Annotated in this window: 12 protein-coding genes and 1 pseudogene; 7 read left to right on the top strand and 6 right to left on the bottom strand. The window is 66.6% G+C overall.

The features are described 5' to 3' along the window. From ASF61_RS09015 to ASF61_RS09000, 4 genes are all read right to left on the bottom strand, one after another. Window positions 1-3,093: a TonB-dependent siderophore receptor gene (locus ASF61_RS09015; RefSeq protein ID WP_229205773.1), complete on the bottom strand. Its 3,093-nt coding sequence runs from the start codon at window positions 3,091-3,093 to the stop codon at window positions 1-3. Between the two features lie 124 nt (window positions 3,094-3,217). Further along, the gene (locus ASF61_RS09010) at window positions 3,218-3,715 is read right to left on the bottom strand and encodes a gluconokinase (protein WP_082491393.1); all 498 of its coding nucleotides are present in this window, start codon (window positions 3,713-3,715) and stop codon (window positions 3,218-3,220) included. A gap of 323 nt (window positions 3,716-4,038) precedes the next feature. Next, window positions 4,039-4,284: a hypothetical protein gene (locus tag ASF61_RS09005; protein WP_056154204.1), complete on the bottom strand. Its 246-nt coding sequence runs from the start codon at window positions 4,282-4,284 to the stop codon at window positions 4,039-4,041. Window positions 4,285-4,532: 248 nt separating this feature from the next. Further along, window positions 4,533-4,919, bottom strand: a complete 387-nt coding sequence (locus ASF61_RS09000; protein WP_056154201.1) for a hypothetical protein — start codon at window positions 4,917-4,919, stop codon at window positions 4,533-4,535. Window positions 4,920-5,122: 203 nt separating this feature from the next. Between ASF61_RS09000 and ASF61_RS08995 the strand changes: the two genes are divergently transcribed. Together ASF61_RS08995 and ASF61_RS08990 are read left to right on the top strand one after the other, a co-directional pair. Next, window positions 5,123-6,163, top strand: coding sequence for an SDR family oxidoreductase (locus ASF61_RS08995; RefSeq protein ID WP_056154198.1), 1,041 nt, complete (start codon window positions 5,123-5,125; stop codon window positions 6,161-6,163). Then, complete coding sequence (locus ASF61_RS08990) at window positions 6,160-6,873, top strand: succinate dehydrogenase iron-sulfur subunit (RefSeq protein ID WP_056154195.1); 714 nt, start codon at window positions 6,160-6,162, stop codon at window positions 6,871-6,873. The genes ASF61_RS08995 and ASF61_RS08990 overlap by 4 nt, the downstream gene beginning before the upstream one ends. 19 nt (window positions 6,874-6,892) lie before the next feature. On the opposite strand, the gene ASF61_RS08985 is transcribed toward ASF61_RS08990, so the two are convergent. After that, on the bottom strand, window positions 6,893-8,890 hold the full coding sequence (locus tag ASF61_RS08985; RefSeq protein WP_162241981.1) for an ATP-binding protein: 1,998 nt from the start codon (window positions 8,888-8,890) through the stop codon (window positions 6,893-6,895). A 148-nt stretch (window positions 8,891-9,038) separates the two neighbouring features. Between ASF61_RS08985 and ASF61_RS08980 the strand changes: the two genes are divergently transcribed. From ASF61_RS08980 to ASF61_RS08965, 4 genes and pseudogenes are all read left to right on the top strand, one after another. Continuing rightward, the gene (locus ASF61_RS08980; protein ID WP_056154190.1) at window positions 9,039-9,923 is read left to right on the top strand and encodes a ZIP family metal transporter; all 885 of its coding nucleotides are present in this window, start codon (window positions 9,039-9,041) and stop codon (window positions 9,921-9,923) included. Window positions 9,924-10,074: 151 nt separating this feature from the next. Next, entirely contained in the window at window positions 10,075-12,168 is a 2,094-nt protein-coding gene (locus ASF61_RS08975) for a PAS domain-containing methyl-accepting chemotaxis protein (protein WP_082491387.1), read from the top strand. Between the two features lies 1 nt (window position 12,169). After that, complete coding sequence (locus ASF61_RS08970) at window positions 12,170-13,672, top strand: chemotaxis protein CheW (RefSeq protein ID WP_056154187.1); 1,503 nt, start codon at window positions 12,170-12,172, stop codon at window positions 13,670-13,672. A 132-nt stretch (window positions 13,673-13,804) separates the two neighbouring features. Then, a pseudogene (locus ASF61_RS08965) lies at window positions 13,805-15,906 on the top strand (putative bifunctional diguanylate cyclase/phosphodiesterase). 27 nt (window positions 15,907-15,933) lie between these two features. On the opposite strand, the gene ASF61_RS08955 reads toward ASF61_RS08965, so the two are convergent. Beyond that, on the bottom strand, window positions 15,934-16,962 hold the full coding sequence (locus ASF61_RS08955; RefSeq protein ID WP_056154179.1) for a glycosyl hydrolase 53 family protein: 1,029 nt from the start codon (window positions 16,960-16,962) through the stop codon (window positions 15,934-15,936). 344 nt (window positions 16,963-17,306) lie between these two features. Between ASF61_RS08955 and ASF61_RS08950 the strand changes: the two genes are divergently transcribed. Further along, window positions 17,307-18,770, top strand: coding sequence for a polysaccharide lyase family 1 protein (locus tag ASF61_RS08950; RefSeq protein ID WP_056154176.1), 1,464 nt, complete (start codon window positions 17,307-17,309; stop codon window positions 18,768-18,770). Window positions 18,771-18,935 lie beyond the last annotated feature (165 nt).

Here is an 18,935-nt window from a genome sequence, read left to right as displayed (position 1 = left end):
TCAGAAGTTGTAGCGCAAGCCGGCGCGGTACACGCGGCCCAGCACATCGTACAGCACCGGGTTGATGCCGAAGCTGAGGTTGGCCTGGGGCGCAGCCGCCGGGCTGACGTTGCCGATGTTGTCGACCTTGAAGAAGCCGGTCAGCTTGTCGGAAAACTTGTAGCTGCCGCCCAGGTCGACGTAGAACGCGCCCTTCATCTTGTTGTCGGCGATGGTCGGATGGATCAGGGTCGAGACCGGGCAGTTGGTCTGGCACTCGATGTACTCGTTGCTGTACACACCCTTGCTGATCCAGCGCTGGGCCAGGGTCAGGCTGAACTGGTCGGTGTCCCACGACTGCGACGCCAGGCCTTTCCAGCGCGGCGTCGAGCCGAGGTTGGCGCCCGCGCCTTCGGACGGGATGGTGCCCACCACGCCAGGATCGGTCAGGAAGCTGATGTTGCGGGTGACCAGCGCGCGCAAGGTCAGGCGGCCCGGCGCGCCCCAGTCTTTCAGGTTCATCCGGTACGAGCCTTCCAGGTCATAGCCCTTGCTGCGCAGCGCAGCGAGGTTGAATGCCTGGACCGTCACGAAGTTATTGGTGGAGACGGGATTGTTGAGCGACACCGCGCCGCAGATCTCCTGGTTACCGGCAGCGCACAGGTCCACCTCCTGCTGCGCCGTCAGCGCCGAAATCACGCCCTTGACCTTGATGTCGAAGTAGTCGATCGAGGCCGAGAAACCGGGCGCCCACGATGGCTGGGTCAGCACCACGCCAAAGATGGTGTTGCGCGCGATCTCGGGACGCAGGCGGGTGTTGCCGACCGTGCGCTGCTGGATCGCGACCGTGTTGCCCTGGGACTGGACCACGTTGTTGACCACCACCTGGGCCGCATACAGTTCGCTCAGGTTGGGCGCGCGCACGTCCTTGGACGTGACCGCGCGCAGGCGCCAGCCGTCCAGGCCGGTCTTCCAGTTGGCGCCGAGCTTCCAGCTTTCCACGTTGCCCGAGGTGCTGTACCTGGTATGACGGTCGGCCAGGTTGACGTTGGCCTCGCCCCAGGTGGCCGACTTGAGCACCGGCACGTTCAGTTCGACATACGCTTCCTTGACGTTGTACGTGCCCTGGGCGTTGTGATAGTTGCCCGCGTACCAGTTATTGCCCACCGCCGTGTTCAGCAGCGGGTCGGCCGGATAGTCGGCAGTGTTGGGGCTGTCGGCAAAGATGCCGTTGCCGTAAGGGTCGCCGGTCACCTTGTAATGTTCGCGGCGGTATTCGGCACCGGTGGCCATCGCGATCGGTCCGGCCCACGACGAGAAGATCTCGCCGTTGAAGTTGATGCTGGCCACATCCTGGGTCTGGCGCGTGTGCTGCTGCGGACCGTTTTCGGGCGCGATGTAACGCCAGGCCGCCTGGTCCACCGGCACGTCGCCGATGATGTTGAACGGCCGGCAGCCGGACGCCGCCGCCACCGCGTTACGGCAGACGATGCTGCCGTCCGGCGCGCGCACGGCGTCGATGGCGGCGTTGTAGCGCGCATTGAGCGTCATGTCGTGGACGATGATGTCGGTGCGGTTGACGCCATGCTCGGCATAGGTGTCGTACGACCATTCCTTGCCCGCCAGCTGGAACTTGCCGTTGGCGCCGACGACGACGCGTTTCATTTCCCGCGTCGGGTGCACATTGATGTTTTCCGGGAACACCGCGTTGGCCGTACCGTACTGGAAGCTGGTGATGTTGTTGGCCGCGCAAGCGGCAACGATCGACGCCGGCAGGTAGGGGTTGTCGCAGGAAATATTCAGGTTGGCATTCTTGGCCGCGCCCGGGTTGGGCGAGAACTGCGATTTGACCTTGCCGTAATTGGCGGTGAAATAGATTTCGTGCTCGGGCGTGAGATCGAAGCCCACCCGGGTGTAGGCCACCTGCCGCGTCAAATCCATGGCCAGGTTGGTGCCGGCGCCGACACTACCGCTCAGGTCGCCGCCTATGCAGAACGGATTGACGCAGTTGGTCACCGCGCCGGTGCCGGTCGGCACGCCGTTGGAGCCGTAATTGAATTTGTACGGCTGGCCGTTGACGCCGAATGCCGTGCCCTGCAGCGGTCCGTTGGTGATCAGGCCGTATTTCGCATACTGGTATTGCTGCGCATGCTCGATGGCCGTGTACTGGGGCTTGCCATCGTTGGTCTGGGACAGCGGGCGGATCTGGAATGCCGGGTTTTTGTACCAGGTGCGGCCGTTCGGTCCCACCTCGCCGAAGCCCGGCGACTCGATGCCCTTCTCGCGCCCGTACTCGGCGCTGGCCGTCACGTGCAGGCGGTCGTCCAGGAAGGCCTTGCCCCAGGCTGCCTGCAGCGTGCCGTTCTTGTCGTCGTGGTACTTGGTCATGCCGCCTTCGACATTGGCCTTGAACCCCTCGAATTTTTTATCGGTGATGAAGTTGACCACGCCGCCGATGGCGTCCGAACCGTATGACGCCGACGCGCCGCCGGTCACCACGTCCACCCGTTTGACCAGCAGCTGCGGGAACTGGCTGACGTCGGTGACGCCGGTGACATTGGCGCCCACCACGCGCTGGCCGTCGAGCAGGGTCAACGTGCGGATCGGGCCGAGACCGCGCAGGCTCAGCGAACTCAGCCCCTGGACCCCGCTGCTGGTGCTGTTGGTGCTGGTGGTGCGGCCGGTACTGCCCTGCAGCGCCGGCAGTTCGGCGATCGCGTTGAACAGGTTGGGCTTGGCGGTCTTGGCCAGGTCTTCGGCGCCCAGCGACGTGGTGGGCGTCGGTTGCGTAAAGCCGCGCGCTGCAATGCGCGAACCGGAGACGGTAACCACGTTTTGCGTCGGCAGCGCAGCCGCCGGTCCGGCGGCGTCCGCTGCAGCGGCGCCTGCTGCGCCATCGCTGGCAACCGCTGTCGAGGCTGCGTCCGCAGCCTGCGCCTGAACTTGGGCTTGGTCAGCCGGGCTCGGCGCCGCCACCGGAGCCGCTGCGGCAGGCGCCGCCGGCAACTCGGCAGCAGCCTGTTGCGCCTGCGCCGGCAGCGCCGACAGGCCCAGGTAGCCGCAAGCGCTGGCAACGGCCAGGCGCATGATGGTATTGCGGGTAGGATGGTGCATGGTGTCTCCGATCTTGTTTGTTTTTGTGATGGCTGCGCGGTACATCTGACGGTCCGCTGCGGTGGTTCGGGTACGGCCGCCGGTCCGTCAGAACCGGCTTGAAACAGGGAGGTGGCGACTGGAATCAGCGGCTGGCAACGATACGTGCGATCTGCTCGTCGAGCGCCAGCGTGATCGGCACCGTCACACCGGCCTCGTCCGCCTGCAGCGGTTCCAGGTCGCGCAACTGGCTGTCGAGCAGCGACGGCGGCATGTAGTGGCCGGGCCGGGCGTGCATGCGGTCGGCGATCAGTTCGCGCGGACCGTCGAGGTGGGCAAAACGCAGCGCCGGATCGCCGGCGCGCAACAGGTCGCGGTAGCGGCGCTTGAGCGACGAGCACGATACCACCAGCCCCACGCCGCGCTCGACCGCCTGGCGCAGCTGCGCTTGCAGGGCCAGCAGCCAGCCGGCGCGGTCGTCGTCGTCGAGCGGCAGGCCGGCCGACATCTTGTCGACATTGGCCTGCGGATGAAACGCATCGCCCTCGACGAAGCCCACGCCATTGCGCGCGGCCAGCGCCGCACCGACCGTGCTCTTGCCGCAACCGCTCACGCCCATCACCACCCAGCGCACCGGCGTCATGGCGCGCCCCAGGCAGCGCGAAAGATCGCACCCGAAGTTAGCGCTAACATTTTAAATTTTACACATTGTGCTGACATAAACTGAATCCGGCTTCATATTGCGAAAGGAAAACCTGCGGCGCCGGGGCGCGGCGAAGTTAGCGTTATCATTACCGACTGAACTTTATCGCAATGCCGGATTTTGTAAAGCGCAATCTGTTTTGCAGCGCAACATGGCTGGCGCGTCAGGTGGTGCCGGCAGCAGCGGCCCGCCCGTGGCGGGAGAAGCAACCACGGCGCCATCGGGCCGCAAGGCCAGATGGCTACCGTGGCATGACAACAACATTACAACATGAATTTATAGCGCGACGCTTCTTCGGCCAGCGCGTGGTCGTCCTTGCCGCGCAAACGCCCCATGTTACGGCGCTGCGTGGGTTCGGACACCACCCGTGCAATGACGGGTTCCAGCACGCCGCGCCCGCTCAGATAGGCGGCCGCGCTTTCCGGGCCCTGCTGATCGGCAAGTTCGATGCCGGTCTGGACGATTTCCGACGAGACCAGGTCGGGACGGTAGGTATGGCTGCTCGACATCGTGATTCTCCTTGAAGAAGACCCCGATTGTCGCACCATGATTGGCGTACACAAGCGTGGCATCTAACGTTTCGGCAATAATGCAACGACTTTATTTTGGTCCTTGAACTTGCCGGTTTTTGGACGTGTTCGCTTGCAACGTGACAGCCTGCCGGTCCGGTGCTGGGCAACCCGACAACAAGTTTTTACCAGGCGCAATCGACCAGCTTACGACAGGCGCGGTGCACGCGCCTGTCCGTGTTCGGCCATCAACCCTTGGCCGGCTTGGCTGCCTTGTCCGACTTGCCGCCTTTGCTGCCCGTGCAAGACGTGTTGTGCTTGCCGGTGGCAGTCAGGTTTTCGCCGCCGCTGGCGTCCACGCCGCCCTGCGGACGGTGGCAATCGGCCTTGGCGCCCTTGGGCGGCTTGTTGTCGAAGCCGGGCTTGGCCTTCTGCTGCATGCCGGCGTTACCGGCCTGGTCGGTTGCCGAGGTCGTGTTGGCGTCGGCCTCGGCCTTGTTCTGCCCCTCGGGCTGGAACGCCGTGGCGCCGGTGCTGCCGGTCGGGTGCACGGGAGTGGTGGTCTGGGCCTGGGACAGCGGCGCCAGGCACAGGACAGCGGCGCCGAGTGCAGCCGCAAAAATATGTTTGGACATGATGACTCCTTGACGGCGAAAACCCTATTGTTCCACCGGGCACAGCGCTTACCTGTAGGAGTGCATCCACTGTGAAGGTCGGATTCTCGCTGGAAACGATGCAAACCGGCCGGCCATCATCCGACCCGGCGGCGCGCCATCGTCCTACTCGCGCCGGCCCGTCCGCTGCCACAATCGACGTTCACCTACCACGGGAGCAGTCGATGAAAGCGTCTCTGAAACCATTGGCCTCGCAGGTGGTGGTCATTACCGGCGCCACCAGCGGCATCGGCCTGACCACCGCCCGCATGGCTGCCGCCGAAGGCGCGGCGCTGGTGCTGGCTGCACGCGACGGCGCAGCCTTGCGGCAGCTTGCAGCCGAGCTCGAAGCGGGCGGCGCGGACGTACTGACCGTGGCCACCGACGTCGGCGTGCGCACCGAGGTCGAGCAGCTGGGCCAGGCCGCAATCGCCCGTTTCGGCCGCATCGACACCTGGGTCAACAATGCCGGCATCTCGATGTTCGGCCGTCACGAAGAGGTCAGCGAGGAGGACGGGCAGCGCCTGTTCCAGACCAATTTCTGGGGCGTGGTGCATGGCTCGCTGGAGGCGCTCAGGCAGATGCGCGATCGCGGCGGCGCGCTGATCAACCTGGGCAGCGAACTGTCGGACTGCGCCGTGCCCTTGCAGGGCATGTACGCCGCGTCCAAGCACGCCGTCAAGGGGTTCACCGATTCGCTGCGCATGGAAATCGAACGGGACCGGATACCGATCTCGGTCACGCTGATCAAGCCTGCGGCAATCGACACGATGTTCACGGCGCACGCGCGCAACTACCTGCCGCACGAGCCGCAAGTGCCCCCGCCCGTGTACGCACCAGAACTGGTGGCGCGGGCGATCCTGCATGCGGCCAGCCACCGCCGGCGCGACATCTATGTCGGCGGCGCGTCGCGGCTGATGTCGCTCGGCAATTTCCACCTGCCGCGCCTGTTCGACCGGCTGGCCGAGGCGACCATGTTCCGCCTGCAGCAGTCCGACCGCCCGGCCTTGCCCGACCGCCGCGACGCGCTGCACGCATCCGGCGGCAACGCCTTGCAGCAGCGCAGCGGCCTGCAGCAGCAACCGGTCTGCGAACGCTCGCCCTACACCAGCCTGTCGCTGCGGGCCGGACCGCTGATGACCGCGCTGCTGTGGGGCGGCGCCGCATATGCCGCGTATGCGGCCTGCACTGCGGTGGCCGGCACGCGTGCACGGAGCGCATCATGACCCGGCCCGCTGCGGTCAGACTGTCGATCTACCGCTACGACCCCGACACCGACAGCCGCCCCGCCATGCGCGACTACGTGGTGGAAGGCTACCGCGGCACCATGGTGCTCGACCTGATCAACCATATCAAGGACCACATCGACGACAGCCTGTCGTTCCGCCGCTCGTGCCGCGAAGGCGTGTGCGGCTCGGATTCGATGAACATCAACGGCAAGAACCGGCTGGCCTGCATCACCACCATCGGCGAGCTGGCGCAGCCGATCGTGCTGCGCCCTCTTCCCGGTGTGCCGGTGGTGCGCGACCTGATCGTAGACCTCAGCGAATTCTGGCTGCAGTACCACTCGATCAAGCCCTACCTGATCAACAACGATCCGCCGCCCGAACGCGAGCGGCTGCAGAGCCAGGAGCAGCGCGAACAGTTGAACGGCCTGTACGAATGCATCCTGTGCGCCTGCTGTACCACCGCCTGCCCCACGTTCTGGTGGAACCCGGACCGCTTCGTCGGTCCGGCCGGACTGCTGCAGGCCTACCGCTTCATCACCGACTCGCGCGACGAAGCGACCCAGCAGCGGCTCGACGACCTCGACGACGCCTACCGGCTGTTCCGCTGCCGCACCATCATGAACTGCACCGACGTCTGCCCCAAGGGACTCAATCCGGCCCACGCCATCAGCGAAATCCGCAACCTGCTGGTCAAACGCAGCATCTAGCCACGCGCAGGCGGTCAGCTCAGCTCGCCTGGCCGAGGATGCGCACCAGCGCCGCCAGATCGACCGGCTTGACCAGGTAGTGGTCGAACGGCGTATCGGCGTCGCCGGGGTTGGCGTAGCCGGTCACCGCGATCAGGCGCGTGGCTGCCGTGTGCGGCTGGGCGCGCAGGCGGCGCGCCAGTTCGCGGCCATCCATTTCGGGCATGCCGACGTCGAGCAGGAACACGTCCGGCGTCTGCGCCGGCGGCAGGGCCAGCGCTTCGCCGGGCCGGTTGATCTCGACCACGTCATGGCCGATCGCGCGCAGGCAGGTAGCCAGCGTCCAGGCGGCATCGACATTGTCGTCCACCACGACGATGCGCAGCGGCCGCTCGGCGTCCAGGCGGTGGCTGACAAGGGCCGGCGCCTCGGTGGGCGACACCCGGTGGCGCGGCAGCCACACGGTGAAGGTGGCGCCCCGGCCCGCGCCGGCACTGCTGGCGGCCACCCGGCCGGCGTGCAGTTCGACCATGCTGCGCACCAGCGCCAGCCCCAGTCCCAGGCCGCCCTGGGCGCGGTCCGGGGTGCGCGTACCCTGCACGAACAGCTCGAAGATGCGCGGCAGCAGTTCCGGCTCCAGTCCGACGCCGTTGTCGGTGACATCGATCGCGACCTGCTCCGCCTCCACCCGCAAGGCCAGGTCGATGCTGCCGCTGAGCGGCGTGTAGCGGGCGGCGTTGTTGAGCAGGTTGGCCAGCACCTGGACCAGCCGTTTTTCGTCGCCGTGCACCAGCGTGTTCTCAGGGGTGATGTCGGTATGCACGCGGTGGCCGCGCTGCTCGATCAGCGGCGCCACCTGTTCCAGCGCGGCTGCGACCACGTGCTTGGCGTCCACCACCGTGCGGTCGAGCTCGACCATGCCGCGCGTCACGCGCGACACGTCGAGCAGGTCGTCGAGCATCCCGGACATATGGCGTGCCTGGCGCGACAGCACCTCGCTCATGCGAGCAACGCGCGCCGGGTCGGACGGCGCCATGGCCAGCAGGTCGGCGGCGGCGCTGATCGGCGCGAGCGGGTTGCGCAGCTCGTGCGCCAGCATGGCCAGGAATTCGTCCTTCTGCCGGTTGCTGCGGGCCAGTTCGGTTTCCACCTGCTTCTGGCGGCTGATGTCGAGCGTGATGCCGTCGAAGCGCGTGGGCTTGCCGAGCGCGTCGAAATAGGTCCGGCCCTTGGCGCGCAACCAGCGCTCGCGCCCGTCGGGCGCCACCACGCGGTATTCGACATCGTAGCCGCGCTTGTCGCGCACGCTCGCCTCCACCGCCGCCCGCGTGTGGGCGCGGTCGTCCGGATGGATGCGGTCGTAGAACAGGTCGAAATCGATCTCGGCGTCGGGCGCGACAAAAAAGTGCTCCTTGCAGGTATCGTTCCAGTAGATCTTGTCCATCGGCATAGGGCAATAAAAAGTGCCCAGCTCGGCAGCTTGCGCCGCCAGGTCGAGCCGCTCGCCCGCTTCCACCGCGCGCGCCTCGGCTGCCGTGCGGCGCCGTTCGCCTTCCTTGACCACCTCGATCACGCGCCGCAAATCCTCGAACGACCGTTTTACCTGCTCGGCCGGATCGCCGGCCTGCAATCCGTGGTCGCCATGGACCAGCGACGTCATGTCGTACACGCGGTGGATGATGGCGTTGACCTGGCCGTCCGGGCCCAGCACCGGCAGGTTGGTCGGCAACCAGTATTTGACGATGAAGTCGCCGCCCTGGCGGTCGGGCACATCGTAGCGCTGCAGATCCATGGTGTGGATGCGGCGCGTGCGCACCACTTCCTGCAGCGAATGACGCAGGCGGTCTGGGCCGTCCGCATCGGCCGAGGCGGCCGGAAATGCCTCGAACATCGGTCGTCCGATGATTTCCGCGCGCGTGGTGGCGGTGGCGGCCAGGTATTCGTTCGAGGCGTGCACGATGACGAACTCGGGCGAAACATCGAGCACGAGCAAGGCAAACGGCAAGGCCTGGACGACGAGGGAGGTTTCAACAGTCATCGGATACGGGAAGATCGGGTTTTTTTGTGATTTTAGCATCCGTACGGCAACGCACGAATGGACCTGGATTCATGGTGGACACGGTAGGTTGCGGACGCTGCGCAGCTTGTACACTCTGTGTACCATCCGACAACTTCGAGCGTCCCCCATGTTCCGATACAGTTCCAGCGCCCTGACGCCGGGCCGCGTGGCCGGCGCCACCGTGATCGCCACCCTGCTTGCCGTCCTGTGCGCGGTCACGCTGGCGCGCGCGCCCGACCTGATTGCCGCCATGCCGCCGCTCGTGTACCACGCGCTGGTCGGCGGCGCGTGGGCGGCCGCCGCCACCGCGCTGGGCACGCTGCCGGTCTTGCTGTCGCAAGGTTTTTCGCCGCGCGCGCACGCGGCGGCGCTGGGCCTGGGCGGCGGCATCATGCTGGCTGCCACCTCGTTTTCGCTGGTGTTGCCGGCGCTTGCCGCCAGCAAGGGCGCAGGCAGCACGGCGCTGGCGGCCAGCATGACCGTGGGGGGCGGCATCCTGGCCGGCATGCTGCTAGTGATGGCGCTCGAACGCCTGGTCCGCTCGGACGGGGTACTCGACCACGGCGGCACCGTGGCGCGCGCCTGGCTGTTCGTGGCGGCGGTCGCCATCCACAATATTCCGGAAGGCATGGCGATCGGCGTCGGCTACGCCGGTGTCGACCTGAGCAAGGCCAACGCGCTGGCGACCGGCATCGCCATCCAGGATATTCCCGAAGGCATGGTGGTAGCGATGGCGCTGCGCGTGGCCGGTTACGGGCGCCTGTTTTCTGTGGCGCTGGGCACGCTGTCGGGCGTCATCGAACCGGTCAGCGCTGTCGTGGGCGCGCTGCTGATCGAAGCCTCGGGCACGCTGCTGCCGTGGGGCCTGGCCGGTGCGGCCGGCGCAATGCTGTACGTGATCTGCCACGACGTGGTGCCCGAGTCCCAGCGCCACGGCAACGACCGCACCGCATCGTTCGCGCTGGTGGTCGGTTTCATTGTCATGATGGTACTGGACACGGCCATGGGCTGACGCCTTCCATGCTGGAAGTAATTCCTTGATGCAATAACGCAACGCGACCCGGCGTTTTTCATTGTGCTTATGGCAGCTTTGCCGCCGATTCGACAAGCGGACGATACACTGCACAGAGCGGGGCGGCCCCGTTTCTATAAGAGACATTGCAATGAAAAATTCGATCGAAGAGCTGGCGTCCATGGATCACGAAACCCAACTGGCTACCGCGATGTCGGTGCTGGACGCCATCCACCGCGTGCAGGCCGTCATCGAGTTCCAGCTCGACGGCACCATCATCCACGCCAACGCCAATTTCCTGGACGCCGTCGGCTACACGCTGGACGAAATCGTCGGCCAGCACCACAGCATGTTCTGCGAGCCCGAGTACGCGGCGTCCGCCGAATACCGGCAATTCTGGCAGCACCTCGGTGACGGCGAGTTCCACTCCGGCGAATTCAGGCGCCGCGCCAAGGGCGGCAGGGAGGTGTGGATCGCCGCGTCATACAACCCGGCGCTGGGCCCGGACGGCAAACCGGTCAAGGTGATCAAGTTTGCCACCGACATCACCGCGCGCAAAATGGCGGCGGCGGAGGCCCAGGGCCAGCACGCCGCCGTCAACCGGGCCCAGGCCGTCATCGAATTCGACCTGACCGGCCGCATCCTCACCGCCAACGACAATTTCCTGAACGCGCTCGGCTACAAGCTTGACGAAGTCGTCGGCCAGCCGCACGCGATGTTTTGCGAGCCAGCGTTCAGCCGCTCGCCCGACTACGTCGCCTTCTGGCGGCACCTGGCCTCGGGCGAGCTGCACTCGGGTGAATTCAAGCGCCTCTCCAAGACCGGCCGCCCGGTCTGGATACAGGCCAGCTACAACCCGATCTTCGACGCCAGCGGCAAGCCGTTCAAGGTCGTCAAGTTTGCCACCGACATCACCGAAGCGAAGATGCGCAACGCCGACTTCGAAGGCAAGAACCTGGCGATGAACCGGGTCCAGGCCGTGATCGAATTCGACCTGCAAGGCAAGGTCCTGACCGCCAACGACAACTTCCTCAACATCATGGGCTACCGGATCGACGAGGTGCAGGGCCAGCATCACCGCATGTTCTGCGCCGCCGCCTTTGTCCATTCGCCCGAATACCTGGCCTTCTGGGAACGGCTGGGGCGCGGCGAATTCAACGCAGGCGAATACCGGCGCGTGACCAAGGACGGCAAGGACGTCTGGATACTGGCGTCGTACAACCCGATTTTCGATGCCGAGGGCAAGCCCCTGAAAGTGGTGAAATTTGCCACCGACATCACGGAGCAGAAAAACCTGAGCACGGAATCGCGCGGCAAGCTCGATGCGCTGGGCCGCTCCCAGGCCGTGATCGAATTCGACCTGCGCGGCCACGTGCTGTCGGTCAATCACAACTTCCTGCGCACCATGGGCTATGTCGAGGAGGAAGTCGTGGGCGCACACCACAGCATGTTCTGCGAAGAAGAGCTGGTCAAGAGCGCGGAATACCGCAACTTCTGGGCCGCGCTGGGCCAGGGCCAATTCCAGTCGGGCCTGTTCAAGCGGCGCGGCAAGCACAATGCCGACATCTGGATCCTGGCCACCTACAACCCCATCCTCGACATCAACGGCAAGGCCTACAAGGTGGTCAAGTTCGCCATGGACATGACCGAGCAGGTGCGGCGCGAAATGCTGGTCAGCGAAAAGGTGCAGGGCATTTCCAGGGTGCTGGCCAAGCTCACGCAATCGATCGGCGAAATTGCCGACGGCTCGCAGCAGACCGCCGGCATGGCCGGCCAGACCCAGGTCGAAGCGGCCGATGGCAGCAAGCTGCTGGGCCGATCGAAGGACGCCATCATGGCGATCCAGAAGTCGTCGGTGGACGTGCGCGAAATCATCGACACCATCAGCGACATCGCCAGCCAGACCCACCTGCTGGCGTTCAATGCCGCGATCGAGGCGGCGCGCGCCGGCGAGCACGGTTATGGTTTTTCGGTGGTGGCCAACGAGGTGCGCAAGCTGGCGGAAAAATCGGCGCTGGCCACCCGCGAAATCGCCAAGCTGATCAACGAAACGGTCAGCCGCGTCGACGAAGGCACGCGCCTGTCCGGCGACGTGGAGGCGGCGTTCGAGCGCATCGTGCGCTCGATGGCGCAGACCAGCGTGGCGATCGGCCAGATCCACGCCTCCACGTCGGCCCAGGCCAGCGCCACGCAGGACGCGTCGGCGCTGCTGACCGAGCTTGAAACCATCACGCCGAAACACTGAGATGGCAGTCGCGCAGAATCACGCTGCCGCTGTGGTCCAGCTGGCGGTGGCCACCGTGGGCGCGGTCACCATCGGCATCCCGGTCGCAGCGGTATTGCAGGCGCTGCCCCTGGCAGGCGCCCTGCACCCGCTGCCGCGCCGCCAGGGCGCGCTGTGCGGCGTGGCCGACCATGGCGGTGCGCTGGTGCCGGTGGTGGACCTGGCGCGCTGGGTCGAGGTGGGCGCCGCTGCGGACGCCGGCGCCGACCGGCACAAGCACGCGCGCATCCTGGTGCTGGGCGACGGCCGGCGTACCATCGGCCTGCGGGTGGACGCCGTGCTGGGTCTGACCGACGTGCCCGCGCCAACGCAGGTGCTGCACGACCAGCACCCGGACGAGGTCTTCGACACCGTGGTCAGATCGGCCGACCTGGCGCGCGTGATCAGCGTGCTCGATGTCGGACGGCTGATCGCGCTGGCGGCGGCATGGCACGCTGGCGCCGACGGGGCCTCGGGTGCTCCGGATACCGGCAGCGCTGGCGGTGCTGACGGTGGCGAGTACCGCAGCAGTGGCGCGGGCCAGGCCGGCGAAGCCGGCATGCCCGACGGGGCAGCTGCTGCAGCGGCTGCCGGCGTGCACGGTGCGGCGGCGCGCCCGCCCGGCGTCCTGTACGCGCTGCTGGCCGTGGGCGACGCCCGCATCGCCGTGCCCGCCGACGAGGTGGCGCAGGTCAAGCGCATGCCGCCGCTGCAGCCGCTGGGTCCTGCCGGGGGCAGCAATTACTGCAGCTGGCGCAACCGCAAGGTGGCGGTGCTCGATACCACGCGCCTGCTCAACCTGCCCGCCGCAGCAAACGCGCCGCTGCTGGCCATCGTCGAGCGTGGCGACCTGGCGCTGGGCCTGGCCGTGCGCGCGGCGCTCGAATTGCGCACGCTGGCCGCACCGGCCACTGGCGTGGCCACCACCGTCATCGACGACGATGGCAGCGCAATCGAGGTGATCGACACGGCCACCCTGCTGGCGCGCGTGCCGGAAGCCTCGATCAGCCGCACGACCGAAGCGGCGCCCAGGCTGTCGGCGGCGACCGCCACGGCAGCGGCCCAGCGCGTCAACAGCAGCGCCTACATCGTGTTCCAGACCGACCAGCAGCACGCCACGGCCATCGATCCGATCGAGGAAATCCTGGCGCTGGCGCCGGCGCACGTGGATGGCCAGGAGCAGCTGCTGCCAACCATCGCCTGGCGCGGCCGGCCGCTGCCGCTGGTGGACCTGCGCCCGGCAGGAACGCCCACCCCCGCCGGCTGCGATGCGCGCATCATCGTCGCGCGCAGCAGCGAGCGCTGCACCGGCTACGTGGTGAAACACGTGCTGCTGCTGATCCCGCCCAATACCGGCAAGCTGTACCGCATGGCGCTGGCCGGCGCCGGGCTGGTGGAATTCATCACCACGGGTGCGGTCAACGAGCAAGCCAGCTACCGCACCATCGACCTGGCGCGCACCGACCTGTCACCGGCTGCTGCCTGACCCCGCCGCCCGCCGGTGTCGGTTCGGTCCTGGCACCGCCGGCGGCCACGATGGTGCGACAGCGACCGAACTTTCCAATGCGCGCCGTATCCAGCCGGATACCAATCATCCGCGAACGCATTGGAGGCAGCAATGAAAGCTGAAGATTTCACCCGACCGGAAAACCGCAAGCGACCAGAACGTCAGCGCGCCCTGCCGCCCGACGTCATCACCGGCGCCTACCCCGGCATCTTCTATGTCGCCGACCGCCACGGCATGCTTACGCAGTGGAACCAGCGCTTGCAGGCGATCACGAACCTGAGCGACAGGCAACTGGGCGCCCTGCGCCTGGCCGACCTGTTCATCGAGGACGACCGCGAGCGCGTCGAGGCCCTGTTGCGCGACGCAGGCGAGCAACAGGACGCGCAGTCGATCGAGGCATCGATGCAGGGCAGCGACGGCGCGCTCGTCACTTTTTTACTGTCGGTTGCCAACGCCCCGGGGACCGGCCAGGTATGCGGCTTCGGCATCGACATCACCGCCCGCCGCGCGCGCGAAAGCCTGCTGCGGCTACGCGAGCGCGCGCTGCACGCAGCCAGCAACGGCATCGTGATCACGCGCTGCATGGGCCGCGAGAATCCGATCGATTACGTCAACCCGGCGTTCGAACGCATCACCGGCTACACGGCTGCCGAGGCACTGGGACGCGACTCGCGCTTCATGGCCGCGCCCGGCCTCGACGACGACCTGCGCACGCAGCTGCGCGAAGCCATCCGCGAACGGCGCGAAGCGACCGTGGTGTTTCGCAACCTGCGCAAGGACGGCGGGCTGTTCTGGAACGAGCTGTCGGTCACGCCGGTGCAGGACGAGCGCGGCATGGTGACCCATTACATCGGCATCATCAACGACGTCACGGTGATCAAGGAACGCACGTCGTGCCTCGAACACCGTCTCAACCACGATGCCTTGACCGGGCTGGTCAACCGGAACCTGCTGTGGGACCGGATGGAACAGGCGCTGCAGGCGGCCCGGCGTAACAAGACGCTGGTAGCAGTGGTGCTGGTCGATCTCAACAAGTTCAAGCAGATCAACGACACGTACGGCCACGAGGCCGGCGACCTGGTGCTGACGGTCGTCTCGCGCCGCATGCAAAACGCGGTCCGCGACACCGACACCGTGGCCCGCCTCGCTGGCGACGAATTCGTGCTGGTGCTGGCCGACCAGCCCTCCCTGCGCTACACCATGCGCATGATCGAGCGCCTGCGCGCGAACCTGGCGCAGCCGGTAGCGTTCGACCAGCACGAAATCGCCATCGGGGCCAGCCTCGGCGTCAGCATCTATCCGCACGATGCCGATGCGCCGCTGGAACTGGTCAAGGCTGCAGACCTTGCCATGTACGACGCCAAGGCCAGCGGCGACACCGAAGCCCACTTCTATCCTGCCGATCACCGCGCCAGCGCCGACGCGCGGCGCCGCTTCGAGAGCAACCTGGTGGCCGCCCTGGACAATGACGAATTCTTCCTCATGTTCCAGCCGCGCATGGGGGCGCGCGACGGCGCACTGCGCGGCGCGCAGGCGCTGCTGCGCTGGCGACATCCCGAGCAAGGCGTACTCACGCCGGCGCTGTTCCTCAAGCAGGCCGAAAGCAACGGCATGGCGAAGCGCTCGGTCACCGGCTGCTGGCGCTGGCCATCGATTGCATGACCCGGCTGCGCGATGCCGGCGTGACCGGTTTTCCCCTGTCGCTGCAGGTCGGCTTCAGATCGCTGAGCGAGGACCGCTTCATCCCCGCGCTGTGCGACCGTCTCGCGCAGCAGGGCCTGCCCGCGTCGATGCTGCAGATCGAGATCGATGAGCGCACCTTGCAACGCGATCCCCAGCTGATGCGCAAGATCACGCAGCAATTGCGCGCCTGCGATATCGGGCTGGCGCTCGGCGATGTCGGCGACGGCGCCACCCTGCTCAGCAGCTTGCCCGAGCTGGGCGCATCGCACCTGAAAGTGTGCGCGGGCGCGGTCGGCGCCATCTCGCCCGAAGGCGACGAGGGCGCGCTGGCCCGGCTGTTGATCGACCTCGGCCACACGCTCGGCATGACCGTGGTGGCCGACGGGGTCGAAACGGCAGCGCAAGCGGAATTTTTACGGCAACACGGCTGCGACCTGCTGCAAGGCAGCCATATCGGCCATCCGGTGTCGGCCAGCAAACTGCTCACCTTGCTGGCGCCGGCGGGCCAGCGCGGCAGCGGCGCGCCCTAGGCAAGGCGCGCAGCAGCCAGGCTGGGTTCACTGTTCGCGGAACGCATCGAGCATCGGCGTCGGCCTGCCTTGCTGGTCGAATGCGCCCATCGGATAGCCTTTCCAGTCGTATGCCTGCGGCTCCCAGTAGAACGCGCCCACGCCCATGCCGTTGTTCACCGCACGGACCTTGGCCAGCAGGTCGGCGATGATGGCCTTGCCCTCGGGGTGATTCCACGGCGCGCCCACCTCGGCCAGCAGTACCGGCTTGTGGTAGCGCGCGGTGACGTCGTTCATGGTCGCAAGGCAGGCGGCGGTGGCGGCACGCCAGCTGAGGTTGCTGGCGGTGGTCGGGTAGGCGGAGGCGCCGATCAGGTCGAACTTGCCGCCATGCGCGACCAGGCCGTCGTAGTTCCAGCGGAAGCGCGCGCCATCATGGCAGTTATCGACGTGGACGATCACCAGCGCCTGCGGGAAGACCTGCTTGACGGCGTCGTAACCGGCAGTGACGAAGCGCGCGTAGTGCTGCATGTGCGTGTTGGCGTCGCCCTCGGGCCACAGCATGCCGTTGGTGGTTTCGTTACCGACCTGCACCCACTCGGGCGTGATGCCGGCCTCGCGCAGGGCGGTCAGCGTGGTGCGCGTATGGTCAGCTACCGCAGCGGCCAGCTGGTCGACGCTGTAGTGCTGCCACGCGAGCGGCTTGAACTGCTTGGCCGGATCGGCCCAGTCGTCGCTGTAGTGGAAGTCGATCATCAGGCGCATGCCGGCCTCCTTGACGCGGCGGGCCTTGACCAGCGTATCGCGCAGGTTGTTGTAGCCAGCGGCGGGATCGACCCACACGCGCAGCCGCACCGCATCCATGCCCTGCTTCTTGAGCGTGGCGAGCAGGCTTTGCTGCCTGCCCTCGCGGTTGCGCATGACGCGGCCCGCATCTTCCATTTCGGTGATCCAGCTGATATCGGCGCCCTTGGCAAAGGCGCCCGGCGTGGCGACGCCCGGCGCGGCGGCGCCGGCAAAGTGGGCGCCGCCGGCCAGCAACGCGCTGACCAGCACGGCGTGCAGCAGGTGTTTCATGTCGTCTCTCCGGGTCGGGTGGCAAAATCTAGCGGCATGCTACTGACAGTCACGCTGCCCGACCAATCATTTTTCTTTGAAGATGTATACCGAAATCGCATGACGCGTTTCCAACACGGCCGGTTGCGTATTTCACGTCGCGGGAATATGATGGGCCGGTCGTTGCCACCTGACCGACCTCGGCTTCCCCCAAGCCCTCGTCGCAAAGGCTGCAGGTACGCAAGGTGCCTGCTTCGGATCCCGCCTCTGCGGGGCTGAACCTTCCCGTTTTCCGCCACCCCGTTCCAGCTTGCCGGCGTGCGCGCAAACGGTCCATATTATTTATAAAAATGAATGGAGACATCATGAAAACCGCTTTGATACTTGCCGCTGCCGCAGGTTGGCTCGCTGCCGCCCACGCCCACGCTGCGATCGACGCCGCCACCCTGACCGGCGCCAGTACGCCGCTGCAGACCGCCCAGTATGGCGTGCGCAACTACTCTGCGCCGGTGCTGATCGACAGCCTGCATGCGCCGGCCAACTACATGGCTGCGCCGGCGCTGCCGGTGTGGCGCTTCGCCCAGTCCGACCCCACCGGCGGCGTGCTCACCTTCGAGCGCCAGCCGGCGCCGTCGAACGGCTGGCATGCGTGGTCGCGCAAGGGCGCGGTCACGGTCACCGGCGGCGGCGCCGCGCGCGCCGACCGCATCTACACGGTGTACAACGGCCAGCAGCTGGTGGCTGCCATCAACCAGGCCGGCAACGAGCCGAAGATCATCCGCGTGGTCGGCCACATCGACCTGCGCTGGAGCCAGAACAACACGGTGTTCCGCGAATACACGAGCTACCGCGACCAGAAGTTCGGCGGCTCGATCAGCCTGCCGTCGAACACCACGCTGGTCGGCATCAACGACGCCCAGGGGCGCCCTGCCCGCATGACCGGCACCACGATCCTGATCGGCGGCGAGCTGGCGCTGAGCGCCGGCGGCGACGAGCAGGCCGACTTCAAGAAGTGGATCGCCGACGGCAAGGACGGCGACGACTACCCGACCTGGACCCGCAACGTCATCGTGCGTAACATCGCGTTCGACACGCCGTGGGACGTCAACCCGGAAGACTCGGCCAACGCCTACGCGGACGGCATCACGCTCTCGCGCGCGCAGAATGTCTACATCTCGCACCTGACCATCAGCGACGGCGACACGCCCGACTCGCTGGCCGGTTCGACCAACAACACGCGCCACGACGGTGCGCTCGACGTGGTGCGCGGCAGCGACTACGTCACCATCGCCAGCAACGTCTTCAACAAGCACCACAAGACCACGCTGGTCGGCAACGGCGATGCCGGCCGCGCCTGGAGCGACGAGGGCCGCATGCACGTCACCTTCTCCGGCAACTGGTACGACGGCGCCACCACGCGCCTGCCGCTGAACCGCTACGGCCAGGTGCATATGTTTAACAACCTGATTGCCGGCAGCACCAGCACCAAGGACAGCAACGTCAAGTTCGAGGGCGGCACGGACGCGCGCTACCGCTCCAACATGCTGCTGGAAAATCACTACTACAACTTCACGGGACTGAAGGTGACGGAAGTGTGCGGCAAGGCGATCAAGGGCAAGGACTTCATCGGCTTTCGCTCGTCCGGCCATATCTTCAGCAGCGACAAACTGGTGAACGGCACTGGCACCAGCACCATCGACGGCCAGTGCGGTTACGCGCCGCCAACCGGCAACAACGTCTGGACCCCGCCGTACGCGTACACGCTGCAGACGGCGGCAGCGACGCTGACGTCGGTGCCGGCCAGGGCGGGCGCCGGCAAGCTGCCTTGATGTGAAACGGCGCGCGTGATGGGCGCGGGCCGTGTGCAGTTGACGCCAGGCGCGCATTGCACGAGCGCCGGACGGCGCCTTCGGAGCAAGGCGCAGCGACGAAGACAGTACGACAGTACGACAGTACGGCAAGGAGCTGCAACGCCGCTCCGGAGGTGCCGTCCG

The organism is Duganella sp. Leaf126 (assembly GCF_001423125.1).
In the GTDB taxonomy this organism is placed as follows: Bacteria; Pseudomonadota; Gammaproteobacteria; order Burkholderiales; family Burkholderiaceae_D; genus Rugamonas.
Note: the sequence above shows the minus strand (reverse complement) of the source record. Positions and strands in the feature narration are given on the sequence as shown.

What these genes read in the sequence shown, in the direction of transcription:
- ASF61_RS08975 (WP_082491387.1), top strand. Translation starts at nt 10,075, where the DNA reads ATGAAAAATTCGATCGAAGAGCTGGCGTCCATGGATCACGAAACCCAA.
- ASF61_RS08970 (WP_056154187.1), top strand. Translation starts at nt 12,170, where the DNA reads ATGGCAGTCGCGCAGAATCACGCTGCCGCTGTGGTCCAGCTGGCGGTG.
- ASF61_RS08990 (WP_056154195.1), top strand. Translation starts at nt 6,160, where the DNA reads ATGACCCGGCCCGCTGCGGTCAGACTGTCGATCTACCGCTACGACCCC.
- ASF61_RS08950 (WP_056154176.1), top strand. Translation starts at nt 17,307, where the DNA reads ATGAAAACCGCTTTGATACTTGCCGCTGCCGCAGGTTGGCTCGCTGCC.
- ASF61_RS08955 (WP_056154179.1), bottom strand. Translation starts at nt 16,962, where the DNA reads ATGAAACACCTGCTGCACGCCGTGCTGGTCAGCGCGTTGCTGGCCGGC.
- ASF61_RS08980 (WP_056154190.1), top strand. Translation starts at nt 9,039, where the DNA reads ATGTTCCGATACAGTTCCAGCGCCCTGACGCCGGGCCGCGTGGCCGGC.
- ASF61_RS09000 (WP_056154201.1), bottom strand. Translation starts at nt 4,919, where the DNA reads ATGTCCAAACATATTTTTGCGGCTGCACTCGGCGCCGCTGTCCTGTGC.
- ASF61_RS08985 (WP_162241981.1), bottom strand. Translation starts at nt 8,890, where the DNA reads ATGACTGTTGAAACCTCCCTCGTCGTCCAGGCCTTGCCGTTTGCCTTG.
- ASF61_RS09015 (WP_229205773.1), bottom strand. Translation starts at nt 3,093, where the DNA reads ATGCACCATCCTACCCGCAATACCATCATGCGCCTGGCCGTTGCCAGC.
- ASF61_RS09005 (WP_056154204.1), bottom strand. Translation starts at nt 4,284, where the DNA reads ATGTCGAGCAGCCATACCTACCGTCCCGACCTGGTCTCGTCGGAAATC.
- ASF61_RS08995 (WP_056154198.1), top strand. Translation starts at nt 5,123, where the DNA reads ATGAAAGCGTCTCTGAAACCATTGGCCTCGCAGGTGGTGGTCATTACC.
- ASF61_RS09010 (WP_082491393.1), bottom strand. Translation starts at nt 3,715, where the DNA reads ATGACGCCGGTGCGCTGGGTGGTGATGGGCGTGAGCGGTTGCGGCAAG.